Consider the following 23,203-nt stretch of genomic DNA (forward strand, 5'->3'; position numbering starts at 1 on the left):
CTCGTCCGCAGGGGAGAAGCCCGTGAGCACCCGCACCCTCATCCGCGGCGGCCTGGTGATCACCGCCGCCGACGAGCTCCACGCCGACGTGCTGATCGAGGACGGGCGGATCGCCGCCCTCGCGGCACACGGCTCCGACATCGCGGCCGGCTGGACCGCCGCCCGGACCATCGACGCCACCGACCGCTACGTCATCCCGGGCGGCGTCGACGCCCACACCCACATGGAGCTCCCCTTCGGCGGCACCTTCGCCTCCGACACCTTCGAGACCGGCACCCGCGCCGCCGCCTGGGGCGGCACCACCACCATCGTCGACTTCGCCGTCCAGACCGTCGGGCGCCCCCTGCGCGAGGGCCTCGACACCTGGTACGCCAAGGCCGACGGCAAGTGCGCCGTCGACTACGCGTTCCACATGATCCTGTCCGACGTCGACGAGCACTCCCTGAAGGAGATGGACAAGCTCGTCCAGGAGGGCATCACCTCCTTCAAGCTCTTCATGGCCTACCCCGGCGTCTTCTACAGCGACGACGGAAAGATCCTGCGGGCCATGCAGCGCGGCGCCGCCAACGGCGGCCTGATCATGATGCACGCGGAGAACGGCATCGCCATCGACGTCCTCGTCGAACAGGCCCTCGCCCGCGGCGAGACCGACCCCCGCTACCACGGCGAGGTCCGCAAGGCGCTCCTGGAGGCCGAGGCCACCCACCGGGCGATCCAGCTCTCCCGGGTCGCCGGGGCGCCGCTGTACGTCGTCCACGTCTCCGCCGAGGAGGCGGTCGCGGAGCTGGCGGCGGCCCGGGACAAGGGACTGCCGGTCTTCGGCGAGACCTGCCCGCAGTACCTCTTCCTGTCCACCGACAACCTCGCCGAGCCCGGATTCGAGGGCGCCAAGTACGTCTGCTCGACGCCGCTGCGGCCGAAGGAGCACCAGGAGGCGCTCTGGCGCGGTCTGCGCACCAACGACCTCCAAGTGGTCTCCACCGACCACTGCCCCTTCTGCTTCAAGGGCCAGAAGGACCTCGGCGTCGGCGACTTCTCGAAGATCCCGAACGGTCTTCCGGGCGTCGAGAACCGCATGGACCTGCTCCACCAGGCCGTCGTCGACGGGCGCATCTCCCGCCGCCGCTGGATCGAGATCGCCTGCGCGACCCCGGCCCGGATGTTCGGCCTCTACCCGCAGAAGGGCACCATCGCGCCCGGCGCCGACGCCGACGTCGTCATCTACGACCCGCACGCCCGCCAGACCCTCTCCGCGGCGACCCACCACATGAACGTCGACTACTCGGCGTACGAGGGGAAGACCGTCACCGGCCAGGTCGAGACCGTCCTCTCGCGCGGCGAACCCGTCGTCGAGCAGCGGAAGTTCACCGGGCGCGCCGGACACGGCAGCTTCGTCCCCCGCTCCACCTGCCAGTACCTGAACTAGGAGGCCGCCCCTTGGACTTCGGACTCGTCCTGCAGACCGACCCGCCCGCCTCGCAGGTCGTCGGCCTGATGCGCAGGGCGGAACGCAACGGGTTCCGCTACGGCTGGACCTTCGACTCCGCCGTGCTCTGGCAGGAGCCCTTCGTCATCTACAGCCAGATCCTCGCCCACACGACGAAACTGCACGTCGGGCCCATGGTGACGAACCCCGGCACCCGCACCTGGGAGGTCACGGCCTCCACCTTCGCCACCCTCAACGACATGTACGGCAACCGGACCGTCTGCGGCATCGGCCGCGGCGACTCCGCGATGCGCGTGGCCGGCCGCAAGCCCAACACCCTGGCCCGGCTGGGCGAGGCCATCGAGGTCATCCGCGACCTGGCGGAGGGCCGCGAGGCGACCGTGGACGGTAACCCGATCCGGATCCCGTGGGTGAAGAACGGCAGGCTCCCGGTCTGGATGGCCGCCTACGGCCCCAAGGCCCTCGCCCTGGCCGGGCAGAAGGCCGACGGCTTCATCCTCCAGCTCGCCGACCCCTTCCTCACCGAGTGGATGGTCAAGGCCGTACGCCAGGCCGCCACGGACGCCGGCCGCGACCCGAACGCCCTCACCATCTGCGTCGCCGCCCCCGCGTACGTCACGGCCGACGACTCGCCCGAAGCCCTGGCCCACGCCCGGGACCAGTGCCGCTGGTTCGGCGGCATGGTCGGCAACCACGTCGCCGACCTCGTCGCCAAGTACGGCGAGCACTCGGCCATGGTCCCGGACGAGCTCACCGCGTACATCAAGGACCGGCACGGCTACGACTACTCCCACCACGGCCGCGCCGGGAACCCCGACACGGAGTTCGTCCCGGACGAGATCGTCGACCGCTTCTGCCTCCTGGGCCCGGCCCAGGCCCACATCGAGAAGCTGAGGCACCTCCAGGGCCTCGGCGTCGACCAGTTCGCCGTCTACGACATGCACGACAACCGCGAGGGCACCATCGACGCCTACGGCTCGGAGGTCATCCCGGTGCTCGGCCGGCGTCCGAGTCCGCTTGGGAGCCCGGTGGCAGGGCAGTCGCCCTCGTAGGAGGTGCGTCATGACATCCGAAGAGGAGCAGACCGCACACCCGGAATCCGCACGCCGTGGCCCGGAATCCGTCGTCGTGTGGCTGAGCGGCGACCTGGACCTGGACCACTCGGACCGGGTGCGGTCGTCGCTTCTCCACGGCGTGGCCCTGGCGCCGCAGGGCGCCGACATCGTCGTCGACCTGCAGAACTCGTCGTTCTGCGACTCGACCGGTCTCAACCTGCTGCTGGCCGCCAGAGAACTGGCCCTGGAGTCGGGCAGCCGGATCACCCTGGCCGCCCCCAGCCACCAGATGGTGCGGCTCCTGGAGCTCACGGGCGCCCTCGATCTCTTCGCGCTCGGCCCGGCCGAGGCCAGGCCGCCCGGGTGACGGACGAGGCCAGGCCGCCCGGGTGAAGGAGGGGCCGAGACCGGTCAGGAAACCGTCAGGAGCTGCGCCGACAGGTTCTTGATCATGGTCTCGGTCCAGCGGAGCTGCCGTTCCGCGTGCGGTCGGCCGTGCTCGACGAGCTCGGTGAGGCGGGCGTCCCGGCTGGCCGCGGCCGCCTGGGTCAGCATCTGCCAGTACACGAGGTTGCCGGCGACGGCGAGGTGCAGCGCCCGCAGGTCCTCCAGGAGGCTCAGGCGGGCCTGGTCCGCGGGGGCGAAGCGGTCGAGGGCCTCCTCCAGGAGGCGGTCGTGCCCGGCCGACCAGTGCGCGAGGTCCGTGGCGACGTGGTGGATCTCGTGCTCCTGCCGGTGGCGCCGGGCCAGCGCGAGGAGCTCCGCGGTCAGGTGGCGCTCGCCCTCGCGCAGGGCGTCGAGGACCGCCGCGATCCCGTTCTCGGTCATCCCGCCTCCGCTTCGTGGGGTCCCCCGGTGTCCTCGTGGGGTCCCCCGGTGTCGTAGGACTCCTCGACGCGGGCCGCCCGGCCGCCCCTGGTCGCCGGGACCGAGCCCGGCCGGGCCGGGGCGGACGCGGTGGTCGTGGGGGCGGGGGAGGGCCTTCCGCCGCCGCGTTCCACGAGCGTGAGGCGTGCGGCGGCCGTCTTGAACAGCGGTTGCTTGGAGACGGGGTCCCAGTCGGTGACCGTGGTCTCGTTCGCCGCCCGTCCGGGCGCCCCGTCGGCCGGCCCCGAACCGCCGGAGGTGTCCCAGTAGCCGTAGTGGAACGGGACGAAGAGCAGACCGCGCCGGATGTCGGTGACGCGCAGGCGCCCCTGGAGCGAGCCGCGGGGGGTCCCGACCTCGACGAGGTCGCCCTCCTCCAGGCCCTGCTCGGCGGCGTCGGCGACGGAGATCTCCACCCACACCTCCGGCGCCGCGGCGTCCAGCTGGGGCGTGCGGCCCGTCTTGGTGCGGGTGTGGAAGTGGTAGAGGGTGCGGCCGGTGGTCAGCTGGAAGGGCAGGTCCGCCCCGGCGTCCTCGTGCGGCGGCAGGTACTCCGCCGCCCGGATCACCGCCTTGCCGGACGGGTTCAGCTCCCGGTACGCGGCGGCCGGCTCCGGCGCGCCCGTGACGAGGTCCTTGCCGTACGACTCGCAGAGGTCGGGGTGCGCCCAGGTGAAGCCGTCGGCGTACAGGCGCGGCGTCCCGTCCGGGGCCGCCTCGGTGCACGGCCACTGCACGCCGCTGCCGCCGCGCAGCCGGGCGTACGACAGGCCGGTGCAGTCGCACGGCCGGCCGGCGCTGCACCGTTTCCACGCCTCGAAGGCGGACTCCGGGTCGTGCCAGGCGACGAGCGGGCCGCCGTCCTTGTCGCGGAAGTCCATGCGGCGGGCGTAGTCGAGGAAGATGTCGAGGTCCGGCCGGGCCTCCCCGGGCGGCTCGACGGCCTGCTCGGAGAGGTGCACGGTGCGGTCGGCGTTGGTGAACGTGCCGGTCTTCTCCCCCCAGGTGGCGGCCGGCAGCACGACGTCGGCGAGCCCGGCGGTCTCGGTCGGGAACAGGTCCTGGACCACGACGAACAGCCCGTCGCGGGCCAGGATCTCCCGCACGCGGGAGAGTTCCGGGAGGGAGACGGCCGGATTGGTCCCGCTGATCCACAGCATCCGCAGCGATCCCTGCTCGGCGTAACGGAACATCTGCAGGGCGTGCGTGGGCGGCGCGTGGTGGGGGATGGCGGACGTCTCGACGTTCCACACCCGCGCCAGGTCGGCGACGTGCTCCTCGTTGGCCCAGTTGCGGAAGCCCGGCAGGTCGCCGTCGGCGCCGCACTCACGGGTGTTCTGCGCGGTGGGCTGCCCGTTCATCTGCAGCACCCCCGCGCCGGGGCGGCCGATCATGCCGCGGATCAGGTGCAGGTTGTCGACCTGGACGGCCGCGGCGGTGGCCTGGTGCGACTGGTAGACGCCCTGGAGCACCGTGGACATCAGCCGGTCCGCGGTGCCGAGCACCTCGGCCGCCTCCCGGATCAGCGCCGCCGGCACGTCGCAGCGGGCCGCCGCCCACTCGGGGGTGCAGGGCGCGACGGCCCGTTCCAGCTCGTCGTAACCGACGGTGTGCCGCTCGACGAAGGAGCGGTCGACGTGTCCGGCGCGGACGATCTCGTGCAGGAGGGCGTTCAGCAGGGCGAGGTTGGTGCCGATCCGCGGGGCCAGGTGCACGGCCGCCCGGCGGGCCACCGGCGTGGGCCGGGGGTCGACGCACACCAGCCGCGGCGGGTCGGTGCCCGCCAGGCGGTCGAGCAGCCGCATCCACTGCACCGGCTGCGACTCGGCCAGGTTGTGCCCGAACAGGGCCACGACGTCGGCGTGGTCGAAGTCGTCGAAGCTGCCCGGCTGGCCGTCGCTCCCGAACGACTGCTTCAGCGCCTCGGCCGCGGTCGACGTGCACAGCCGGGTGTTGCCGTCGAGGTGCGGGGTGCCGAGCCCGGCCCGGGCCAGGACGGCGAGCGTGTAGTACTCCTCCAGTAACAGCTGCCCCGAGGTGTAGAAGCCGATCGACCCCGGACCGTGGGCGTCGAGCAGGGTGCGCGAGCGGGCCACGACGAGGTCCATCGCGGTGCCCCAGTCCGTCTCGACCAGCTCCCCGCCACGGCGCACCAGCGGCCGGCGGAGCCGGTCGGGGGCGCCGTTCGCCCGCCAGGCGAAGGCGTCCTTGGGACCGAGCCGGCCGCGGTTGACGCGGTCGACGACCCTGCCCCGTACGCCGACCATGGCCCCGTCCTTGACGGCGACGTCCATCGCGTCGCCGTCGGAGTGCAGGAGCGACGCCGTCTGCACCCAGCGTTCGACGTCGGCTTCCCCGACGCCGTCGGCGAGGCACAGGTCGCGGCGGGCGGGCCAGGGACGGTCCCGCCCGTACGGGGTGCGGCTGCCCCAGGGCTGCGCGATGCGGTCGACCGAGCTCCTCACGTCACCTCCCGGCGGGCCGGAAGCGGGGCCGCGTCCTGCCACCGCCCGGTTGCGGGGAAGCGAGGCGGGCGGTGACTTCAAAGGACGCCGACCCGCGTGTGCCCCGACCGGGCGGCTTCATGCGAGGTGCCGTGGATCCCGCAGCGGGGCTCTGCCGCCCGGGACGGCGCTGCCGGTCCCGGGCGACGTCGCCGTACCGCGGCGACGCTCCCGGCCCCGGGGCCGGTGCCGGCGGTGCTCCCGGCCCCGGGCGAGGCGTTCCGGCCGCGTGGCGGCGCCGTCGTCACGAGTCCGCGCTCGGGACCTTCAGCGGGCTGCTGGGCGCGTTCTTCCGTTCCTCGGCCATGCGCTCGCCGAGCGCGACGAGACGGTTGCGGCCCATGGCCTTGCGCACGTCGGGGAACCAGTCGTTCTCCTCCTCCTCGACGTGGTGCCGGACGTTCTCCATGAGCACCGTCATCTTGGCGTCGAAGCGCTCGTCCTCCGGGTCGAGGTCCTCGAGCTCCGAGAGCATCCAGAGCACGGCGTGGTGCTCCTCGACGCTCTCCAGGACGTGGTCGACGGTGTCCGGCGCGGCCTCCCGCGCGGCCGGGTAGAACACCTGCTCCTCGATCCAGGTGTGCGCGGTCAACTCGCGGATCACCTCGTCGGCGATCTCCCGCTTGCGCGACCGGGCGTCGTCGCCCGCGCGCTCGAACTCCTTGAACAACTTCTCCACGGTCTTGTGGTCTTCCCGCAGCAGCACGATGCCGTCCATGAGGTACCTCCTCGTCGAGCGCCTTTCAGGTGGCGGCCCCGGGCAGCCGCTGCCGGCCGCCGAGGGCTTGTCCCGGCTTCTGCCCGTTTTCGCCGGATTAAGCCCTCCGTGTCGTACGACTCCGCGCGGCGGCTTCGCTCCCGGCGGTCCGGGAGCCGGGCGGGTCCGGAACCGGGCCGGCACGGGCCGGCGTCACCCCGGGAGTCCGCACGATCGACTCCGCTGGAGGACCCGCGTATGACCGGCACGGCCGCCCGCTATCTGTACCTCACCCGGCACGGCGAGGCCTCGTCCGACGAGAGCGAGCTGACGGAGGCGGGCCGCCGCCAGGCCGCGCTGCTGGGGGAGCGGCTCCGGGGGGTGCCGCTGGCGGCCGTCCACCACGGGCCGCTCGCCCGCGCCGAGCAGACCGCGCGGCTGATCGGCGAACAGCTCCGGGACGTCCCGCTGCGGCTCACCGCCGCGGCCGGCGACTACCTCCCGTACGTTCCGCGGCGCGAGGAACTGCCCTCGGAGTCGGCCGACGCCCTGCTCGGCTTCCTCGACCGGTTCCCGACCGAGGAGCGCGAGCAGGGCCCCGCCCTCGCGGCGGCGGCGCTCGCGGAGTTCACCGGTCCCGTCCCTGGCGACGAGCCGCGCCACGAACTCCTCGTCACCCACAACTTCCTCACCGGCTGGCTCGTCCGGGCCGCCCTCGACGCCCCCAAGTGGCGCTGGATGGGCATCAACCACGCCAACGCGGCCCTGACCGTCATCCGCTACGCCCCCGGCCGCGCCCCGGCGGTCCTCCTCTTCAACGACACCGGTCACCTCCCCGCCGAACTGCGCTGGACCGGCTTCCCGCCCGAGCTCCACGTCTGAGGTCCGCGCACGGCAGGCGTGCGGTGCCCACGCCTGCCGTGCGCGGGGTGGCCCCAGCCCGCCGAACCGGCGGCTAGGACACCGGCCGCTTCCCCTCCAGCAGTTCGCCGAGCCCCTGCGCCAGCCGCTCGTACTCCTCGGGCCGGTTGTAGAGCTGCCCGCTGATCCGGATGCCGCCGCCGTCCGGCCAGGACCAGACGAGGACCCGGCAGCCCAGACGGGCCGCGATCTCCTCGCGCAGGGCGGCCGCCTCGGCCTGGGTCCTGGCCAGGTGCCGGGGGAGCCGCAGCGAACGGATGGCGAGCGTCTCGTCGTACGGGAGGGGGCTGACCCCCGGGATACCGGCCAGCAATCCGGCCCCGTGGGCGACGAGTCCGCTGTTGTGGGCCCGTACGGCCGTGGCGCCGAGGCGCTCGATCAGGTCGAGGCCCTCGGGTGCCGCGAGCCAGCCGGTGTAGTCGACGGTGGCCCGGAACTCGACCGCGAGCGGAAAGCCGCTGCCGTCCTCCCAGGACGGCACGGGCGCGGGGATCCGGGCCCGGTAGGCGGGGGCGGCCGCCAGGACCGCGCTGCCGGGCGGGGCGTAGGCCCATTTGTGCAGGTTGCCGAACCACAGGTCGGGCCGCCCGGCGAGCGGGTCGGCGAGCATCCCGGGGGCATGGGCGCCGTCGACGACGGTGGTGATCCCGCGCTCGCGGAGCTCCGCGAGGAGCCGGGGCGTGGCGATGGGCCGTGCGGTGGGGGAGCTGATCTGGTCGAGGAGCGCCACCCGGGTGCGGGGGGTGAGGCCCGCGAGCACGGCCGCGCACACCGCCTGCTCGTCCGGCAGCTCGGGGTCGACGGCGACGGTGGTGACGCGGGCGCGCCGGGCGGCGGCCGCGACGACCGTGCCGTAGCCGTGGTCGGTGACGAGGACCTCGTCGTCCCGCTCCAGACGCAGCGCGTCCAGGGCGAGGTTGGCCGCCTCGGTGGCGTTGGCGACGAGGGCGAGGCCCTCCGGGTCGGCGCCCAGGTGCCCGGCGATACGGGCCCGGGCCTCGGCGAGCCGGCCGGGAACGCCGAGGAAGAAGGCGTCGGGGTCGGCCGCCGCCTCCTCGTCAAGGCGCTGCCGGACCCGTGCGACCGGGGTCGGGACGGCGCCGAAGGAGCCGTGGTTGAGGTGGGCCACCGCCGGGTCGAGCCGGAACAGGGCCGTGCCGCCGGGGAAGGCGGCGGCCCGCCGGGGCGTCGGGTCCGGGTCCGGCGCGCTCATCGGACCTCGACCGTGACCGTGCGGCCGGGGGCCACGAGGGTGCGGACCGTCGTGTACGTCACCCCGTCGACCACCTCGGTACGGGCGGGGCGCGCCACCCCGTCGACCAGGGCGCGGGCGTGGGCGCCGGGGAAGCGGGCCACCCAGGTGTAGGCGCCGGTGCCGGTGGTGTGGGTGAGGGTGGAGCGGCGGTCGGCGTCGTGGCGCAGGGTGAACGCGGAGTCGCCGACGCGCAGGTCCTCGACGCTCAGCCACTCCATGCCGGAGGGCAGCCGCGGCTGGGTGGCGAGGGTGCGGGCGGGGGCGTCGGGGGTGACGCCCATGAGGCCCTGGACGGTCTGGGCGACGAGGGTGAACGACACCTCGGGGTAGTCGCCGTTGGTGCCCTGGGCGGCGTTGACGTGCTGGACGTCCTTCTGGGCGTAGATGCGGCGCATCCACTTCCAGGCGGTGTCGGCCCGGTTGTCGGTGAGGAAGGTGTCGGGAAGGTAGGTGAGCGCCTCGATGTTGTCGGGGCGTCCGGCGCCCTCGGCCTGGGCCTCGACGTAGTCGAGGTACGCCTCGCGCCGGGCGCCCGGGTCGATGATCCGCTTCATCGGCATGAACCAGCTGTTCTCCTTGCCCCAGCCGGTCAGTGCCCGCCCGTCGGTGGTGTAGCCGCGCACCATGTCGGCGCCCGAACCGGCGCCGCTCCAGGTGGTGTTGAAGTAGGTCCTGAGCGCGCGGGCGCGGTGTTCGAAGCGGGCCGCGGTCGCGGTGTCGCCCTTGGCGCGGGCGAGGGAGGCCATGGCGCGGTAGGCCTGGTACTGGGAGCCGATGGCGTCGCCGGCCTCGGCGAGCGGTTCGCCGCTCTGCTCGTTGTAGCTGGCCGTGCCCTGGAAGATGCCGTGACCGGTGCCCTCGGCGACCCGGACCCGGCCGTTGTCCCTGAGCCCGTCGTGGAGGGCGACGAACTCCTCGGTGGTGTGCCGGTAGAAGCCCCACAGCACGGGGTCGTCGAGGTAGGCCGGGTCACCGCTCCAGCGGTAGGCCTCCTCGGCCTTCTGGACGAGTTCGAAGGGGGCGGGCACCTCGCGGACGAAGAGGTCGGGGCCCCGGTAGTCGATGGCCAGGGGGCTGCGGTTGTCGAAGTTGAGGGCCCAGACGGGGTAGTAGGCGTGCTCGGCGGTGGCGGTGGCCGCGAAGGCGCGCAGCATCTCCTTGTTCTCGGTGTGCAGGCCGAGGACGCCGGCGCCGGTGAGCTGGTGGGCCGTGTCGCGGGAGTAGTAGCCGCTGCGGTTGGCGTAGCCGGCCCAGTAGGACGGGCCGTAGACGCCGGTGCCGGTGCCGCCGGTCCGGCGTTCGTCGGCGTCGAGCGGGCCCTGGGTGCCGGGGAGGTGCACCCAGCTGTTGGCCTTGTGCTTGGCCCAGTCGAACATCTCGACGACCTCGGGGTCGCTGGAGGTGACCCGGGGGTCGGCGGGTGAGGCGGGGGAGACCATCACGTCGTCGACGTTGACCCAGCCCTGCCCCGACTCGAAGGCGATCTCCAGCCGGTCCCCCGGGGCGAGGGTGATCCTGCCGAGGGTGTGGCGGCGGTAGCCGGCGCCTGCCGGCAGGGTCCGCTCGGCGACGGGAACGCCGTCGATCCGCAGCACGTAGCGGCCGCCGGGGCCGCCGGTGGCGATCCAGGCGGAGACGAGGTAGCTGCCGTGGCCGGTCGCGGTCACGGTCTGGGAGACCTTCCGGCCGCTGCCCGCGTCGAGGTAGGCGAGCCGTTCGCCGGCGTGCGGGTAGTTGCTCGCGACCCCCGTACCGGGGCCGAACTCCCAGCCGGTGCCGCCCTTCTCGAAGCCGGGGTCGGCGACGGTGAGCCCGGCGGGCGCGGTCGGCGCGGCGGGCGCGGCGGGCCGTGCGGGTTCGGCGTGGGCGGGGGCGAGCGGGGCGAGCGTGGTGAGCAGGGCGACGGCGGAGAGCAGTGAGAGGCGGGTGCGCGTCATGCGGGTTCTCTCCCGGATCGGGGCGGGGCCAGGTCGGCGCGCGGCACGCTAGCAATCCCTCCCGGCGGCTTGCAATGGATTCCGCATCATCCGGTGGAGAATCAAACTGAAAGTTTTCATTGATGGATTGCAAGTTCGGTCGGAGCGCTTGTAGTGTCCCGCCCCATGACCGACACAGACGCGACAAGACAGCCGAGCCGGCGACAGCTTCTCCACCTGGGAGGCGGGGGCGCCCTGGCCCTCGCCCTGGCCGGCTGCGCGGGCAGCGGCGCGGCCGGCCAGGGCGGTTCGGGTGCCGCCGGAGACCCCCGCAAGGGCCGGATCACCGTCTGGTCCTGGCAGGGCCCCGCCGCCGAACTCAAGGCGCTGATACCGGAGTTCAACAAGACCTTCCCCAACGTCGAGGTGACCGTCGAGGACATCGGCAACCCCGCGATCTGGGACAAGATCACCGCCGGTCTCGCCGCCGGAGGCCAGGGCCTCGCCGACGTCCTGCACATCGGCGTCGACTACCTGCCCGGCTATGTCGAGCGCTTCCCCGGCGGCCTCGCCGACCTCGGCCCCCTGGGCGCCACCGCCCACCGGAACGCCTTCGCCGCCGGCCTGTGGGAGACCGTCTGCCCCGACGGCAAGCGGGTGAACGCCCTGCCCTGGGAGGCCAACTCGGCGGGCTTCTACTACCGGGCCGACCTCTTCGAGAAGGCCGGGATCGACGTCGGCGCACTGCAGACCTGGGACGAGACGATCGAGGCCGGCAAGCAGCTCAAGGCCCGTACCGGCGCCCATCTGCTCGGCATCGACAAGCCCGCCTCACAGCCCGACGCGGCCAACTTCTTCCAGATGCTCCTCCAGCTCCAGGGCGCCTTCTACTTCGACCTGGAGGGCCGCATCACCCTGGAGTCCCCCGAGGCCGTCCGGGCCATGACGCTCATCAAGACCATGAACGACGCCGGTCTCGTCAGCGACCTGGCCGGCGGCTGGAACGCCCTCATGAGCTCCCTGAAGCGGGGCACCGCCGCCGTCCTGCCCTGGCCCACCTGGTTCGGCGGGATCATCGAGGAACAGGTGCCGGCCGAGGCCGGCAAGTGGAGGGTCCGGCTGCCCCCGGCCGTCCGCCGCGGCGGCCCCACCGCGGCCACCGTGAACTCCACCCACCTCGCCGTCGCCGGCAGCAGCCGGCACCAGGCGGCCGCCTGGTCCTTCGTCGAGTTCGCGCTGACCCGGCCCGCGTCCCAGGTGCGGATCTACCGGGGCAAGGGCATCGCGCCCGCCCTGCTCAAGGCGTACGACGACGCCGCCTTCCACCAGCCGTCGGCGTTCTTCGGCGGACAGCGCAAGGGCGAGATCTTCCTCTCCGCCCTCCAGGCCCCCAGCCCCGCCGTCAACTACACCGCCGACTACGCCCGCGCGCTCAAACTCGTCACCGACGCCCAGTCCCAGGTCCTCCTCAAGGGAGCCGACCCGGCCGAGGTGCTCGCCGGGGCGGCCCGCGAGCTGGCCCGCCAGACGGGGCGGAAGGCAGCCCGGTGAGCCGGCTCACCGCCCCGGCGGCCGGCACCGCGCCGGCCGCCGCCGCACCCCGGGCCACCGCGCCCCGCCACCGCCGGCGCGGCCGGGCCGCCCCGTACCTCTTCGTCCTGCCCGCGCTGCTGCTCTTCGCCGGGTTCAAGCTCTACCCCATCGGCTGGTCCTTCCTGCTCAGCCTGCACCGCACGGTCGGCGGCACCGAGACCTTCGTCGGCGCCGACAACTACCTGCGCCTCGCCGAGGACCCGCTGCTGTGGACCGCGCTGAGCAACACCGCCGTGATCCTCGCCGTCCAGGTGCCGCTGATGCTCGGCCTCGCCACCGCCCTCGCCGTCGCCCTCGACTCCACGCTGCTGCGCGGCCGCCCGGTCTTCCGTCTCGGCTTCTTCCTGCCGATGGTCACCGGCCTCGTCGCGTACGGCATCGTCTTCTCCGTCCTGCTGAACCGGCAGTACGGACTCGTCAACTGGCTCCTCGGGCAGCTCGGCGCCGACCCGCTGCCCTGGCTCACCGACCCGCTGTGGGCGCGGATCTCCCTCGGCCTCGCGCTGACCTGGCACTACACCGGCTACAACGCCGTCATCCTGCTGGCCCGGCTGCAGACCGTGCCCCGCGAGCTCTACGACGCGGTCGCCGTGGACGGCGGCGGGGCCGTCACCGCCTTCCGCCACGTCACCCTGCCGGGACTGCGCCCCGCGCTGCTGCTCACGACCGTCCTGTCCACGATCGGCACGCTCCAGCTCTTCGACGAGCCGTACGTCCTCACCGGCGGCGGTCCGGACAACGCGACCCTGACCATCGGCGTGTACCTCTACCAGAACGCCTTCAAGTACTTCGACTTCGGCTACGCCTCGGCCATCGCGTACGCCCTCACCGTCCTGGTCGGGCTGCTCGGCCTGATCCAGTTCCGCCTCCTCGGGGAGAAGCCGTGACCACCCGCCGCGCCCGCCGCTCCCGTCATCCCGGGCGGAGCGTCCTGCTCACCTCCGCACTCGGCCTCGCGCTCGCCGTCGTCGCCGTCCCCTTCTACTGGCTGGCCGTCGGCGCCACCCACAGCTCGGCGGAGATCTTCGACAGCCCGCCGCCGCTGCTCCCCGGCGGACACCTCGGGGAGAACCTCGCCACCCTCCAGGAGACCGCCGACTTCGGCCGCGTGGTGCTCAACTCCCTGGGCATCGCGCTCGTCTACACCCTGCTCGCCGGCGTGGTCTGCACCCTCGCCGGATACGGCTTCGCCGCCTACCGCTTCCGCGGCCGCGAAGCCCTGTTCGGACTGCTGATGCTGGGACTCGTCGTGCCCGCGCAGATCACCCTCGTACCGCTGTTCGAGATGATGGCCGAGCTCCACTGGCTGAACACCTACCAGGCCGTCGTCGCCCCCAACCTGGCCCTGCCCTTCGGCATCTTCCTCATGCGCCAGTCCATGGCCGGCCTGCCGCGGGAACTCCTCGACTCCGGACGGATGGACGGCTGCGGCGAACTGCGGCTGCTGTGGCGGGTCGCCCTGCCCCCGATGCGCCCGGCGCTCGCCGCCCTCGCCCTGTTCCTCTTCCTGTACCAGTGGAACGACTTCGTCTGGCCGCTGATCGTGCTGCGCGACGAGAACTCCTTCACCATCCCGGTGGCGCTCGCCTCGCTCCAGGGCCTGGACGAGACCGACTACGGCGCCATCCTGGCCGGCACCTCCCTCGCCGCCATCCCCATGGCGGTGGTCTTCCTCGCCCTCCAGCGGCACTTCGTCTCCGGCCTCCTCGCGGGGGCGGTGAAGGAATGAACGGGAACCAGGAGCACCACCAGGCGGTCACCACCGCGCACCTCGCCCCGGCCCCCGCCGCGCCGCTGCTCGACGACGTGTCGATCGCCGTGCTCGCCCCCGGCCACCCCGGCACCCGCCCCCGCTGGGAGCTCGGACCGCTCACGGACGGCGTCCGGATCCTCGAGGTGAGCGCCGACGGCCTGCCCGTGGAGATCCGGCTCTCGGTGCCGCTCGGCGACGCCGCCGGCTACTGGCACCCGCAGGGCGGCTGGCGCCGCACCCTCGTGGCCGACTGGGAGGGCCGCAGCCGCGTCAGCCTCGTCAGCGGGGCCGCCGCCGGCTGCCTGTACGAGCACTCGGGCGCCACCCTGCTCGCCTTCGCCGCCGCCGACCCGGTCCCCGAGACCGACGTCCGCTTCGGAGTGTCGGAGGAGAACGACACCCACGTCGTCCACCTGAACCTGCCCGCCGCCACCGGACCGCACCGGCTGCTGCTCGTGCCGCGGTCTCCCTCGGTCGCCGCCGCCCTGCGCCCGCTGCGCGCCTGGTTCGCCGCCGACCGCCCGCCGATGCCCGTGCCGGACACGGCCCGGCTCCCCGTCTACTCCACCTGGTACGCCTTCAACCAGGACGTCTCCGCCGCCGCCGTCGAGACCCAGGCGGTGATCGCCGCCGACCTCGGCTGCCGGGTGCTGATCCTGGACGACGGCTGGCAGGCGTACGGCAACGGCCGGGGCTACGCCGGCTGCGGGGACTGGCGCCCCGACCCGGCGAAGTTCCCCGACCTGGCCGCCCACGTGGCCCGGGTGCGGGACACCGGACTGCGCTGTCTGCTGTGGGTGGCGCCGCTGCTCCTCGGCCCCGAGGCGGACTGCTTCGGACGGTGGGCCGGGGCGGCGCCCGCCGCCGCCACCGTGCCCGGCGCCCGGGTGCTCGACCCGAGACTCCCCGAGGTGCGCCGGCACGTGGTCGAGCTGTGCGTCGCCCTCGTACGCGAACACGGCCTCGACGGGCTCAAGCTGGACTTCCTCGACGAGGCCGCCGTGTACGCGGGGGACGGCGGCGAGGACGTGGGCCGGGCCATGACCGGGCTGCTCGCCGACGTGCGCGCCGCGCTGGAGGCCGCACGGCCCGACCCGCTGCTCGAACTGCGCCAGCCGTACGCCGGCCCGGGCATGGCCCCGTACGGGAACATGCTGCGCTCCTTCGACTGCCCCGCGGACGCGACCGCCAACCGGGTGCGGACCCTGGACACCGCGCTGCTCGCGGTCGGCGGGGCCGTCCACTCCGACATGCTGATGTGGTCCCGCTCCGCGCCCGTCGAGGCGGTGGCCCGCCAGCTGATCGGCGCGCTGCACGCCGTCCCGCAGATCTCCGTCCGCCTCGACCTGCTGCCGCCCGCCCACCTGGCGGCCGTACGGTTCTGGCTCGGGCGCTGGCTGCGCCACCGCGAACTGCTCCTGGACGGGCGGGTCGAGCCCGGCCGGCCGGACGAGCAGTACCCGCTGGTGAGCGTGGCCCTGGGGGAGGAGTGCCTGGTGAGCGCCCACGGCGACCGGGTCGTGCCGGTCGACCTCACCGCCTACCGCCGCTGGCACCTGGTCAACGGCTCGGACCGGGACCGGCTGATGGTGGAGGTCAGCGGCGGCGGCACCGGGGTGACCGCCCTGGTCCACGGACCGGACGGCCGTATGATGAATGATCCGCTGACGCTCCCGCCGGAGGGACCCCGCTCCCTGGACGTACCGCGCGGCGGCCTGGTTTCGCTCGCACTCACGGAAGGACCGCGATGAAGGTCGGCATCACCGACGTCGCAGCCCTGGCACAGGTCAGCGAGGCGACCGTCAGCCGCGTGATCAACCGGCGGCAGGGGGTGTCGAAGAAGACCCGCGAAGCCGTCGAGCACGCGATGGCCGAGCTCGGCTACGAGCGGCAGACGCAGGGTCAACTGGTGGCCGTGGTCACCGAGTTCGTGTCCAACCCGTTCTTCGCCGACGTCGCCGAGCGAATCGAGTCGGCGCTCGCCCCGCACGGGCTGAAGACGGTGCTCTGCCCGGTCTTCCCCGGCGGAGTGCAGGAGCTGGACTTCCTCAGCTCGCTCGTCGACAAGGGCATCGCGGCCGTCGTCTTCCTCTCCGCCTCCAACACCGTGGAGGGCGCGGACACCGACGGCTACGAGCTGCTGCGCCAGCGCCGCGTCCCGTACGTCGGGATCAACGGCGAGTTCGCCGACGGGGTGCCCGCCCCGGTCTTCTCCACCGACGACGCCCTCGCGGCGGAGCTGGCCGTCGACCACCTGTACCGCCTCGGGCACCGGCGGATCGGCATGGCCTCGGGCCCGTCCGGCAACCGGCCCGCCGACCGGCGGGTACGTGGCTTCGTGGCCGCCATGGCCCGGCGCGGCATCGACGACGCCCCGCGCTGGGTGGTGCGCCAGTCCTACAGTGTGGAGGGCGGGCAGGCGGCGGCCACGTCCCTGATCGGCCTCGGCGCCACCGGCATCGTCGCGGCGAGCGACTTCATGGCCCTCGGAGCCGTCCGGGGGATCCGCCGCCAGGGACTCACCGTGCCGGACGACATCTCCGTGGTGGGCTACGACGGGTCCACGGTCACCGAGTTCACCGACCCGGCCCTCACCACGGTCCGCCAGCCGGCCGACCGCCTCGCCCTGGAGGTGGGCCGCAGCGTCCTCGCCCTGGTGAGCAACCGCGAGGTGCCCACGGGCGAACTCCTCTTCGACCCGGAGCTGGTGATCCGCGCCTCCACCGGACCGGCGGCCTCCTGACCCGGTGCCGCGCACCCCGGCCGGCGGCGGCACGGCCGCCGCCACCCGGCCGGGGCCGGGAACCGGGCGTCCGAGACGCCGACCTCCACTACCGGACTGATAGCCTCCGTAACCCCACCTCCGACGGTGTCGTTTGCTTACACAACGCAACGAAGGCGGTCGTCATGTCCGGCACGGAGTCCTCCGACTACACCCAGCGGCTCGCACGGCTCGAGACCTCGGGGATCAAGCGACTGCTCCCCACCCAGGCGCCCTACCGATGGAACCTGAAACGGCTCGGCCTCGGCCGGGTCCTCGACGTGGGCTGCGGTCTCGGCCGCAACCTCCTGAACTGCGGCCCCGACAGCGTCGGGGTCGACCACAACGCGACCTCGGTCGCCACCTGCCGCGAGCGCGGGCTCACCGCCTACACGCCCGACGAGCTCCCCGGGGCCCCCGGCTGCGGGCCCGGCTCCTTCGACTCGCTGCTCTGCGCGCACGTCCTGGAGCACCTGGACGAGGCCCTGGCGAACTCGGTCCTGGAGCAGTACCTGCCCCTGGTGAAGCGGGGCGGCTCGGTCGTCCTCATCACCCCGCAGGAGGCCGGCTACAAGACCGACGCCACCCATGTGCGCTTCGTCGACTTCGAGGGGCTGCGCGGGCACGCGGAGAAGCTGGGCCTGACCATCGGCCGCACCTACTCCTTCCCGTTCGCCCGGTCGGTCGGACGGGTCTTCCCGTACAACGAGTTCGTCCTGGTCGCCCGGATCTGAGGGCTCTCGTCCTGCCCCGGCTCAGGGCACCCGGGCCGTCCACTCGGGGGTCGCGAACTTCGTCCCGGCCAGCTCCTTCGCCCGGGCCAGCTCCTCCTCGGTGACCGCACCCTCGGTCAGTCCGTAACGGGAGCGGAAGGAGGCGATCATGCGCTCGATGACCGTCTCCCGGGGCAGGCCCGTCTGACGCCGCAGCGGGTCCACGCGCTTCTTGGCGCTCTTGGTGCCCTTGTCGGAGAGCTTCTCCCGGCCGATGCGCAGCACCTCGGTCATCTTGTCGGCGTCGATGTCGTACGCCATGGTCACGTGGTGCAGCACCGCGCCGTCACCCGTGACCACGCGCTTCTGCGCGGCGCCCGCGATCTTGCCCGCCTCCGTGGCGATGTCGTTCAGCGGCTGGTACCACGCCTTGACGCCCATGTCGCCGAGGGCGCCCAGCACCCAGTCGTCCAGATACGCGTAGCTGTCGGCGAAGGACAGGCCCTGGACGAGCGCGTCGGGGACCGAGAGCGAGTACGTGATGGTGTTGCCGGGCTCGATGAACATGGCCCCGCCGCCGCTGATCCGGCGCACCACCTCGATGCCGTGCCGCTCCGCCGCCTCCGGGTCCACCTCGTTGCGCAGCGACTGGAAGCTGCCGATGACCACCGCGGGCGCGCCCCACTCCCACACCCGCAGGGTCGGCGGGCGGCGACCCGCCGCGACCTCGGCGGTCAGCACCTCGTCGAGCGCCATGTGCAGCGCGGGCGACTGCGGCGGCTCGTGGATCAGCTGCCAGTCGTAGTCCGTCCAGTCGGTCGCGTGGGCGAGCGCCCGCCGGACCGCGACCCCGACGCCCTCCGGGGTCAGCCCGTACATCTGCGTCCCCGGCGGCAGCGCGGCGTCGATCCGGGCGGCGAGACCGGCGGCGTCCGTGTCGGCCGGGGCGCCCTCCAGGGCCCGGTCGATCGCCAGGATCGCCTCGTCGGGCTCCAGGAAGAAGTCGCCCGCGACGCGGACCCGGCGCAGCACGCCGTCCGCCACGTCGAGGTCGACGACGACCAGCTTGCCGCCCGGAACCTTGTACTCGCCGTGCACGGGACCCTCCTTGGACGCAAGGGGTGAACTCGATCAAAGCGTACCCGCGGTCCGCAGGTCGTCCGCCGGTTGTCCACAGGTCGCCGGCGGGCCTCCGGAATGTCAGCGGAGTGTGCTTGGCTGGTCACATGACCGGAGAAACCGACTTCCTTGAGCACGTACTCGCCGGTGGCACGACCGAGGTGGAGGAGGCGGTCCGCAAGGCCGCGGCCGCCGAGATCCTGCCGCGCTTCCGCCAGCTGGGCGCGGACGAGATAGTCGAGAAGAACGGGCCGCACGACCTGGTCACCGTGGCCGACCAGGCCGCCGAGGCCCATCTGACCGCCTCCCTCACCGCCCTGCTGCCCGGCTCCGTCGTCGTCGGCGAGGAGGCCGTCCACGCGGACCCCGCGGTGTACGGGGCGCTCCAGGGCGACGCCCCGGTGTGGATCGTCGACCCCGTCGACGGAACCCGCCAGTTCGTGCGCGGCGAGGCCGGGTTCTGCACCCTGGTCGCCCTCGCCCGGGGCGGCGAGCTCCTCGCCTCCTGGACCTACGCCCCCGTCCTGGAGGAGCTGGCGGTCGCGGTGCGCGGCCGCGGCGCCACGGTGAACGGTCAGGTCATCCGGTCGGGCGCGCCGGCCCCCGGAGCGGTGCTCCAGGTCGCCACCTCGCACCCCGACTACACCACCCCGGACCAGAAGCGCGCCCTGCTGGGCCTGCGCACCGAGGGCGTCAGCCCCCGCCCCTGCGGCTCGGCCGGCCTGGAGTACCTGGCGGTGGCCCGGGGCGAGCTCGACGCCGTCGCCTTCTCCTGGGAGTACGCCTGGGACCACGCCGCCGGGCTGCTCCTGGTCGAGGAGGCCGGAGGCACCGATCTGACCCTGATCGGCGAGCGCTTCCGGATCACCGGAGGCAACACCCTGCCGTTCACCGCCGCGCGTGACGCGGCCACCGCCGAGCGGATCCGTTCCCTGCTCGGGGCCGGGTAAGTCCCTTACGGGGCCCCGCCTATGCTGGGATCCCTGGCCGTCGGCTGACGAAGGAGTCCGAAGGTGCCGTCGATGCTCGATGCCGTCGTCGTGGGGGCGGGACCCAACGGACTGACCGCCGCCGTGGAGCTCGCCCGGCGCGGATTCTCCGTCGCGGTCTTCGAAGCGAAGTCCACCATCGGCGGCGGAGCCCGGACCGAGGAGCTCACCCTCCCGGGCTTCCGCCACGACCCCTGCTCGGCGGTGCACCCGCTGGGCGCCGGCTCGCCCGTCTTCAAGACGATGCCGCTGGACCGCCACGGACTGGAGTGGCTGCAGCCGCCGCTGCCCATGGCCCACCCCTGGGACGACGGCACCGCGGCCGTCCTGTCCCGCTCGGTCGCCGAGACCGCCGCCTCCTTCGGCCCGCGCGACGCCGGCACCTACCGGCGGCTCGTCGAGCCCTTCCTCGGCAGGTGGGACACGCTCAGCGCCGACTTCATGCAGCTGCCGCTCACCGCGCTGCCCCGCGACCCGGTGCTGCTCGCCCGCTTCGGGCTCGCCGGACTCCCGCCGTCCACCTGGCTGATGCGCCGCTTCCGCGACGACAAGGCGCGCGCCCTGCTCGCCGGCCTCGTCGGCCATGTCATCGCCCCGCTCGACGGCATCGCCACCGGCGCCGTCGGCCTGGTCTTCGCGCTCGCCGCGCACGCCGGCGGCTGGCCGCTGCCGCGGGGCGGCTCCCAGTCCATCTCCGACGCCCTCGCCGCGTATCTGAAGGAGCTCGGCGGCGCCGTGCACACGGACTACGAGGTCAAGCGCCTGGACGACCTTCCGCCGGCCCGCGCCTACGTCTTCGACACCTCGCCCACCGCGCTCGCCAGGATCGCCGGCCTCGGCGGGCACTACGACGGCTACCGCTACGGCGCCAGCGCCTTCAAGATCGACTACGCGCTCTCCGGACCCGTGCCGTGGACCGCCGAGGCCGCCCGCCGGGCCGGCACCGTCCAGATCGGCCCCAGCGCCGCGGAGATCGACACCGCCCTGCGCCAGGCCGCCTCCGGCACGGCCCCCGACACCCCCTTCCTCATCGCCGCCCAGCCCAGCCTCGTCGACCCCGGCCGCGCCCCCGAGGGCAAGCACGTGTTCTGGGTCTACGGCCATGTCCCCAACGGCTGGCAGGGCGACCTCACCGACGCGATCGAGCGGCAGATCGAGCGCTTCGCCCCCGGCTTCCGCGACCTGGTCCTCGCCCGCGCCACCGCCGGACCGCCCCAACTCGCCGAGCGCAACGCCAACTACGTCGGCGGCGACATCGCCTGCGGTGCGGCCCGCGGCCTCCAGCTGCTGCTGCGCCCCAAGCTCTCCCTCTTCCCGTACTCGACCCCGCACCCTGCGGTGTTCCTCTGCTCCTCCGCCACCCCGCCGGGCCCCGGCGTCCACGGCATGTCGGGCCACAACGCGGCCAAGGCGGTCTGGAGGCGCCTGCGCGCGCCCGTCGGGTAGCCACCGCCGCCCGAGGAGCACCCTGCGCGGAAGCCGCGAGACCCGGAGAAAAAGGCCGTGCCGGGCGGGACCGACCGCGCCAGGATGGAGGTATGAGCAGCACGCCCTCGATCGTCCTCGTCCTCGGCGACATCACCCGGCAGCACGCCGACGTCATCGTGAACGCCGCCAACTCCTCGCTCCTCGGCGGCGGAGGCGTGGACGGCGCGATCCACCGCAAGGGCGGCCCGGCGATCCTCGCCGAGTGCCGTGCCCTGCGCGCCGGACACCACGGCCGCGGACTGCCCACCGGACAGGCGGTCGCCACCACTGCCGGAAACCTCGACGCCCGCTGGGTGGTCCACACCGTCGGGCCCGTCCACAGCGAGGGCGAGGACCGCTCGGAGCTGCTCGCCTCCTGCTACCGGGAGTCCCTGCGGGTGGCCGCCGAGCTCGGCGCCGAGACGGTCGCCTTCCCGGCGATCTCCACCGGGATCTACGGCTGGCCCATGGACGACGGCGCCCGCATCGCGATCCGCACCGTCCGCGAGGCCGCCGTCGCGCCCCTCCGGGAGGTCCGCTTCGTGCTCTTCGACCAGGCCGCCCACGACGTCTTCGCCGCCGCGCTCGCCGAGGACGGGCCCCCCGGACGTTGATGTCGTTTTCTCGCCAGCCCGGCCCACGCCGATCACCGATGCTGGATCCATGCACACCGACACCGAGCGCTGCGTACGGGCCGTCCAGTCGAAGGACGCCCGGTTCGACGGCGTCTTCTTCACCGCCGTCCGCACCACTCGGATCTACTGCCGGCCCAGCTGCCCCGCGGTGCCACCCAAGGTCCGGAACATGGAGTTCCACCCCAGCGCCGCGTCCTGCCAGCGCGCCGGCTTCCGTGCCTGCAAGCGCTGCCGCCCCGACACCAGCCCCGGCTCGCCCCAGTGGGACGCGCGGGCCGACGCCGTAGCCCGGGCCATGCGGCTCATCCAGGACGGGGTCGTGGACCGGGAGGGGGTGCCCGGGCTCGCCGCCCGGCTCGGCTACTCGGCCCGCCAGATCGAGCGGCAGCTGCTCGCCGAACTCGGCGCCGGGCCGCTCGCCCTGGCCCGCGCCCAGCGGGCCCAGACCGCCCGGCTGCTCGTCGAGACCACCGAGCTGCCGATGGCCGAGATCGCCTTCGCGGCGGGCTTCTCCTCCATCCGCACCTTCAACGACACCGTCCGCGAGGTCTTCGCCCTGACACCCGGCGGACTGCGCGCCCGCGCGGGCCGCGCCCGCACCGCGTCCCCCGCCACGCCCGGGACGATCACCCTCCGCCTGCCGTTCCGCGCCCCGCTCAACCCCTCCAACCTCTTCGGCCACCTTGCCGCGACCGCCGTCCCCGGCGTCGAGGAGTGGCGCGACGGCGCCTACCGCCGGACGCTCGCCCTCCCGTACGGGCACGGCATCGTCGCCCTCGGCCCCCGCCCCGACCACATCCTGTGCCGGCTGTCCCTCACCGACCCGCGCGACCTCACCCACGCCATCAGCCGCTGCCGCCGGCTCCTGGACCTCGACGCCGATCCCGTCGCCGTCGACGAGCACCTGCGCACCGATCCGCTGCTCGCGCCGCTGGTCGACGCGGCGCCCGGGCGGCGGGTGCCGCGCACCGTGGACGCCGCGGAGTTCGCCGTACGGGCCGTGCTCGGCCAACAGGTGTCCACGGCCGCCGCCCGCACCCACGCGGCCCGCCTGGTCAGGGCGCACGGCGTCCCCGTGGACGACCCGGAAGGCGGCCTGACCCACCTCTTCCCGGACCCGGAGGCCCTGGCCGGCCTCGATCCGGAGAGCCTGGCCCTCCCCGCGAGCCGCCGCACCACCCTGCTCACCCTCGTCCGGGCGCTCGCCGACGGGGCCCTGACCCTCGGCCCGGAGAGCGACTGGGACGAGGCCCGCGCCCGGCTGCTCGCCCTGCCCGGCTTCGGGCCCTGGACCACCGAGGTGATCGCGATGCGCGCACTCGGCGACCCGGACGCCTTCCTCCCCGGCGACCTCGGCATCCGCCGCGCCGCCGAGGGCCTCGGCCTCCCCGCCACCCCGGCCAAGCTCACCGCCCGCGCCGCCCACTGGCGGCCCTGGCGCGCCTACGCGGTCCAGTACCTCTGGGCCACCGACGCGCACCCGATCAACCACCTCCCCGCGTAAGGAACCC

At 73.7% G+C, this 23,203-nt stretch carries 20 protein-coding genes; 14 read left to right on the forward strand and 6 right to left on the reverse strand.

Annotation, left to right across the window (positions count from 1 at the left end; all coding sequences use genetic code 11):
- Window positions 1-22 precede the first annotated feature (22 nt).
- Genes hydA through ACH414_RS20295 form a run of 3 tightly spaced genes read left to right on the forward strand, consistent with a single transcriptional unit; the run spans window position 23 to window position 2,869 of the window.
- On the forward strand, window positions 23-1,426 hold the full coding sequence (gene hydA, locus ACH414_RS20285; protein ID WP_382537041.1) for a dihydropyrimidinase: 1,404 nt from the start codon (window positions 23-25) through the stop codon (window positions 1,424-1,426).
- Between the two features lie 11 nt (window positions 1,427-1,437).
- The gene (locus tag ACH414_RS20290) at window positions 1,438-2,499 is read left to right on the forward strand and encodes a TIGR03842 family LLM class F420-dependent oxidoreductase (protein WP_382537038.1); all 1,062 of its coding nucleotides are present in this window, start codon (window positions 1,438-1,440) and stop codon (window positions 2,497-2,499) included.
- 10 nt (window positions 2,500-2,509) lie between these two features.
- The gene (locus ACH414_RS20295; RefSeq protein ID WP_382537035.1) at window positions 2,510-2,869 is read left to right on the forward strand and encodes an STAS domain-containing protein; all 360 of its coding nucleotides are present in this window, start codon (window positions 2,510-2,512) and stop codon (window positions 2,867-2,869) included.
- A 44-nt stretch (window positions 2,870-2,913) separates the two neighbouring features.
- On the opposite strand, the gene ACH414_RS20300 is transcribed toward ACH414_RS20295, so the two are convergent.
- The 3 genes from ACH414_RS20300 to ACH414_RS20310 form a co-directional block, all read right to left on the reverse strand.
- Complete coding sequence (locus ACH414_RS20300) at window positions 2,914-3,330, reverse strand: hypothetical protein (protein WP_398942750.1); 417 nt, start codon at window positions 3,328-3,330, stop codon at window positions 2,914-2,916.
- Entirely contained in the window at window positions 3,327-5,834 is a 2,508-nt protein-coding gene (locus ACH414_RS20305; protein ID WP_398942752.1) for a molybdopterin oxidoreductase family protein, read from the reverse strand. The genes ACH414_RS20300 and ACH414_RS20305 overlap by 4 nt, the downstream gene beginning before the upstream one ends.
- A gap of 283 nt (window positions 5,835-6,117) precedes the next feature.
- Entirely contained in the window at window positions 6,118-6,591 is a 474-nt protein-coding gene (locus ACH414_RS20310) for a hemerythrin domain-containing protein (RefSeq protein ID WP_382537029.1), read from the reverse strand.
- 237 nt (window positions 6,592-6,828) lie between these two features.
- Between ACH414_RS20310 and ACH414_RS20315 the strand changes: the two genes are divergently transcribed.
- The gene (locus tag ACH414_RS20315) at window positions 6,829-7,452 is read left to right on the forward strand and encodes a histidine phosphatase family protein (protein ID WP_398942754.1); all 624 of its coding nucleotides are present in this window, start codon (window positions 6,829-6,831) and stop codon (window positions 7,450-7,452) included.
- A gap of 73 nt (window positions 7,453-7,525) precedes the next feature.
- On the opposite strand, the gene ACH414_RS20320 is transcribed toward ACH414_RS20315, so the two are convergent.
- Both ACH414_RS20320 and ACH414_RS20325 read right to left on the reverse strand, forming a co-directional pair.
- The gene (locus ACH414_RS20320; RefSeq protein WP_391767871.1) at window positions 7,526-8,704 is read right to left on the reverse strand and encodes an aminotransferase class V-fold PLP-dependent enzyme; all 1,179 of its coding nucleotides are present in this window, start codon (window positions 8,702-8,704) and stop codon (window positions 7,526-7,528) included.
- Window positions 8,701-10,683, reverse strand: coding sequence for a hypothetical protein (locus ACH414_RS20325; protein ID WP_398942756.1), 1,983 nt, complete (start codon window positions 10,681-10,683; stop codon window positions 8,701-8,703). Before ACH414_RS20325 ends, ACH414_RS20320 begins: the two co-directional genes overlap by 4 nt.
- Before the next feature lie 165 nt (window positions 10,684-10,848).
- On the opposite strand from ACH414_RS20325, the gene ACH414_RS20330 reads away from it, so the two are divergent.
- The 6 genes from ACH414_RS20330 (at window position 10,849) to ACH414_RS20355 (ending at window position 17,503) form a co-directional block, all read left to right on the forward strand.
- The gene (locus ACH414_RS20330; RefSeq protein WP_398942758.1) at window positions 10,849-12,213 is read left to right on the forward strand and encodes an ABC transporter substrate-binding protein; all 1,365 of its coding nucleotides are present in this window, start codon (window positions 10,849-10,851) and stop codon (window positions 12,211-12,213) included.
- Window positions 12,210-13,142 (forward strand): carbohydrate ABC transporter permease, encoded by a 933-nt coding sequence (locus ACH414_RS20335; protein ID WP_398942761.1) that lies wholly within the window; start codon window positions 12,210-12,212, stop codon window positions 13,140-13,142. Before ACH414_RS20330 ends, ACH414_RS20335 begins: the two co-directional genes overlap by 4 nt.
- Window positions 13,139-13,984, forward strand: a complete 846-nt coding sequence (locus tag ACH414_RS20340) for a carbohydrate ABC transporter permease (RefSeq protein WP_398942762.1) — start codon at window positions 13,139-13,141, stop codon at window positions 13,982-13,984. Before ACH414_RS20335 ends, ACH414_RS20340 begins: the two co-directional genes overlap by 4 nt.
- The gene (locus ACH414_RS20345; RefSeq protein ID WP_382537011.1) at window positions 13,981-15,759 is read left to right on the forward strand and encodes a glycoside hydrolase family 36 protein; all 1,779 of its coding nucleotides are present in this window, start codon (window positions 13,981-13,983) and stop codon (window positions 15,757-15,759) included. The genes ACH414_RS20340 and ACH414_RS20345 overlap by 4 nt, the downstream gene beginning before the upstream one ends.
- Window positions 15,756-16,751, forward strand: coding sequence for a LacI family DNA-binding transcriptional regulator (locus tag ACH414_RS20350; RefSeq protein WP_382537008.1), 996 nt, complete (start codon window positions 15,756-15,758; stop codon window positions 16,749-16,751). The genes ACH414_RS20345 and ACH414_RS20350 overlap by 4 nt, the downstream gene beginning before the upstream one ends.
- A gap of 164 nt (window positions 16,752-16,915) precedes the next feature.
- Window positions 16,916-17,503, forward strand: coding sequence for a class I SAM-dependent methyltransferase (locus tag ACH414_RS20355; protein WP_382537005.1), 588 nt, complete (start codon window positions 16,916-16,918; stop codon window positions 17,501-17,503).
- 21 nt (window positions 17,504-17,524) lie between these two features.
- On the opposite strand, the gene ACH414_RS20360 is transcribed toward ACH414_RS20355, so the two are convergent.
- Window positions 17,525-18,580 carry a biotin/lipoate A/B protein ligase family protein gene (locus tag ACH414_RS20360; protein WP_398942764.1) on the reverse strand — a complete coding sequence of 352 codons (1,056 nt, stop codon included), beginning with the start codon at window positions 18,578-18,580 and terminating at the stop codon, window positions 17,525-17,527.
- A gap of 128 nt (window positions 18,581-18,708) precedes the next feature.
- On the opposite strand from ACH414_RS20360, the gene ACH414_RS20365 reads away from it, so the two are divergent.
- The 4 genes from ACH414_RS20365 (at window position 18,709) to ACH414_RS20380 (ending at window position 23,196) form a co-directional block, all read left to right on the forward strand.
- Window positions 18,709-19,551, forward strand: coding sequence for an inositol monophosphatase family protein (locus tag ACH414_RS20365; RefSeq protein WP_382536999.1), 843 nt, complete (start codon window positions 18,709-18,711; stop codon window positions 19,549-19,551).
- A 63-nt stretch (window positions 19,552-19,614) separates the two neighbouring features.
- A complete protein-coding gene (locus tag ACH414_RS20370; RefSeq protein WP_382536996.1) occupies window positions 19,615-21,036 on the forward strand; it encodes a phytoene desaturase family protein in 1,422 nt (473 codons plus the stop codon).
- A gap of 92 nt (window positions 21,037-21,128) precedes the next feature.
- Window positions 21,129-21,671 carry an O-acetyl-ADP-ribose deacetylase gene (locus ACH414_RS20375; protein WP_382536993.1) on the forward strand — a complete coding sequence of 181 codons (543 nt, stop codon included), beginning with the start codon at window positions 21,129-21,131 and terminating at the stop codon, window positions 21,669-21,671.
- Window positions 21,672-21,720: 49 nt separating this feature from the next.
- Window positions 21,721-23,196 carry an AlkA N-terminal domain-containing protein gene (locus tag ACH414_RS20380; protein WP_398942766.1) on the forward strand — a complete coding sequence of 492 codons (1,476 nt, stop codon included), beginning with the start codon at window positions 21,721-21,723 and terminating at the stop codon, window positions 23,194-23,196.
- Window positions 23,197-23,203 lie beyond the last annotated feature (7 nt).

It is taken from the genome of Streptomyces sp. NPDC020422 (assembly GCF_044386705.1).
Lineage (GTDB): Bacteria > Actinomycetota > Actinomycetes > Streptomycetales > Streptomycetaceae > Streptomyces.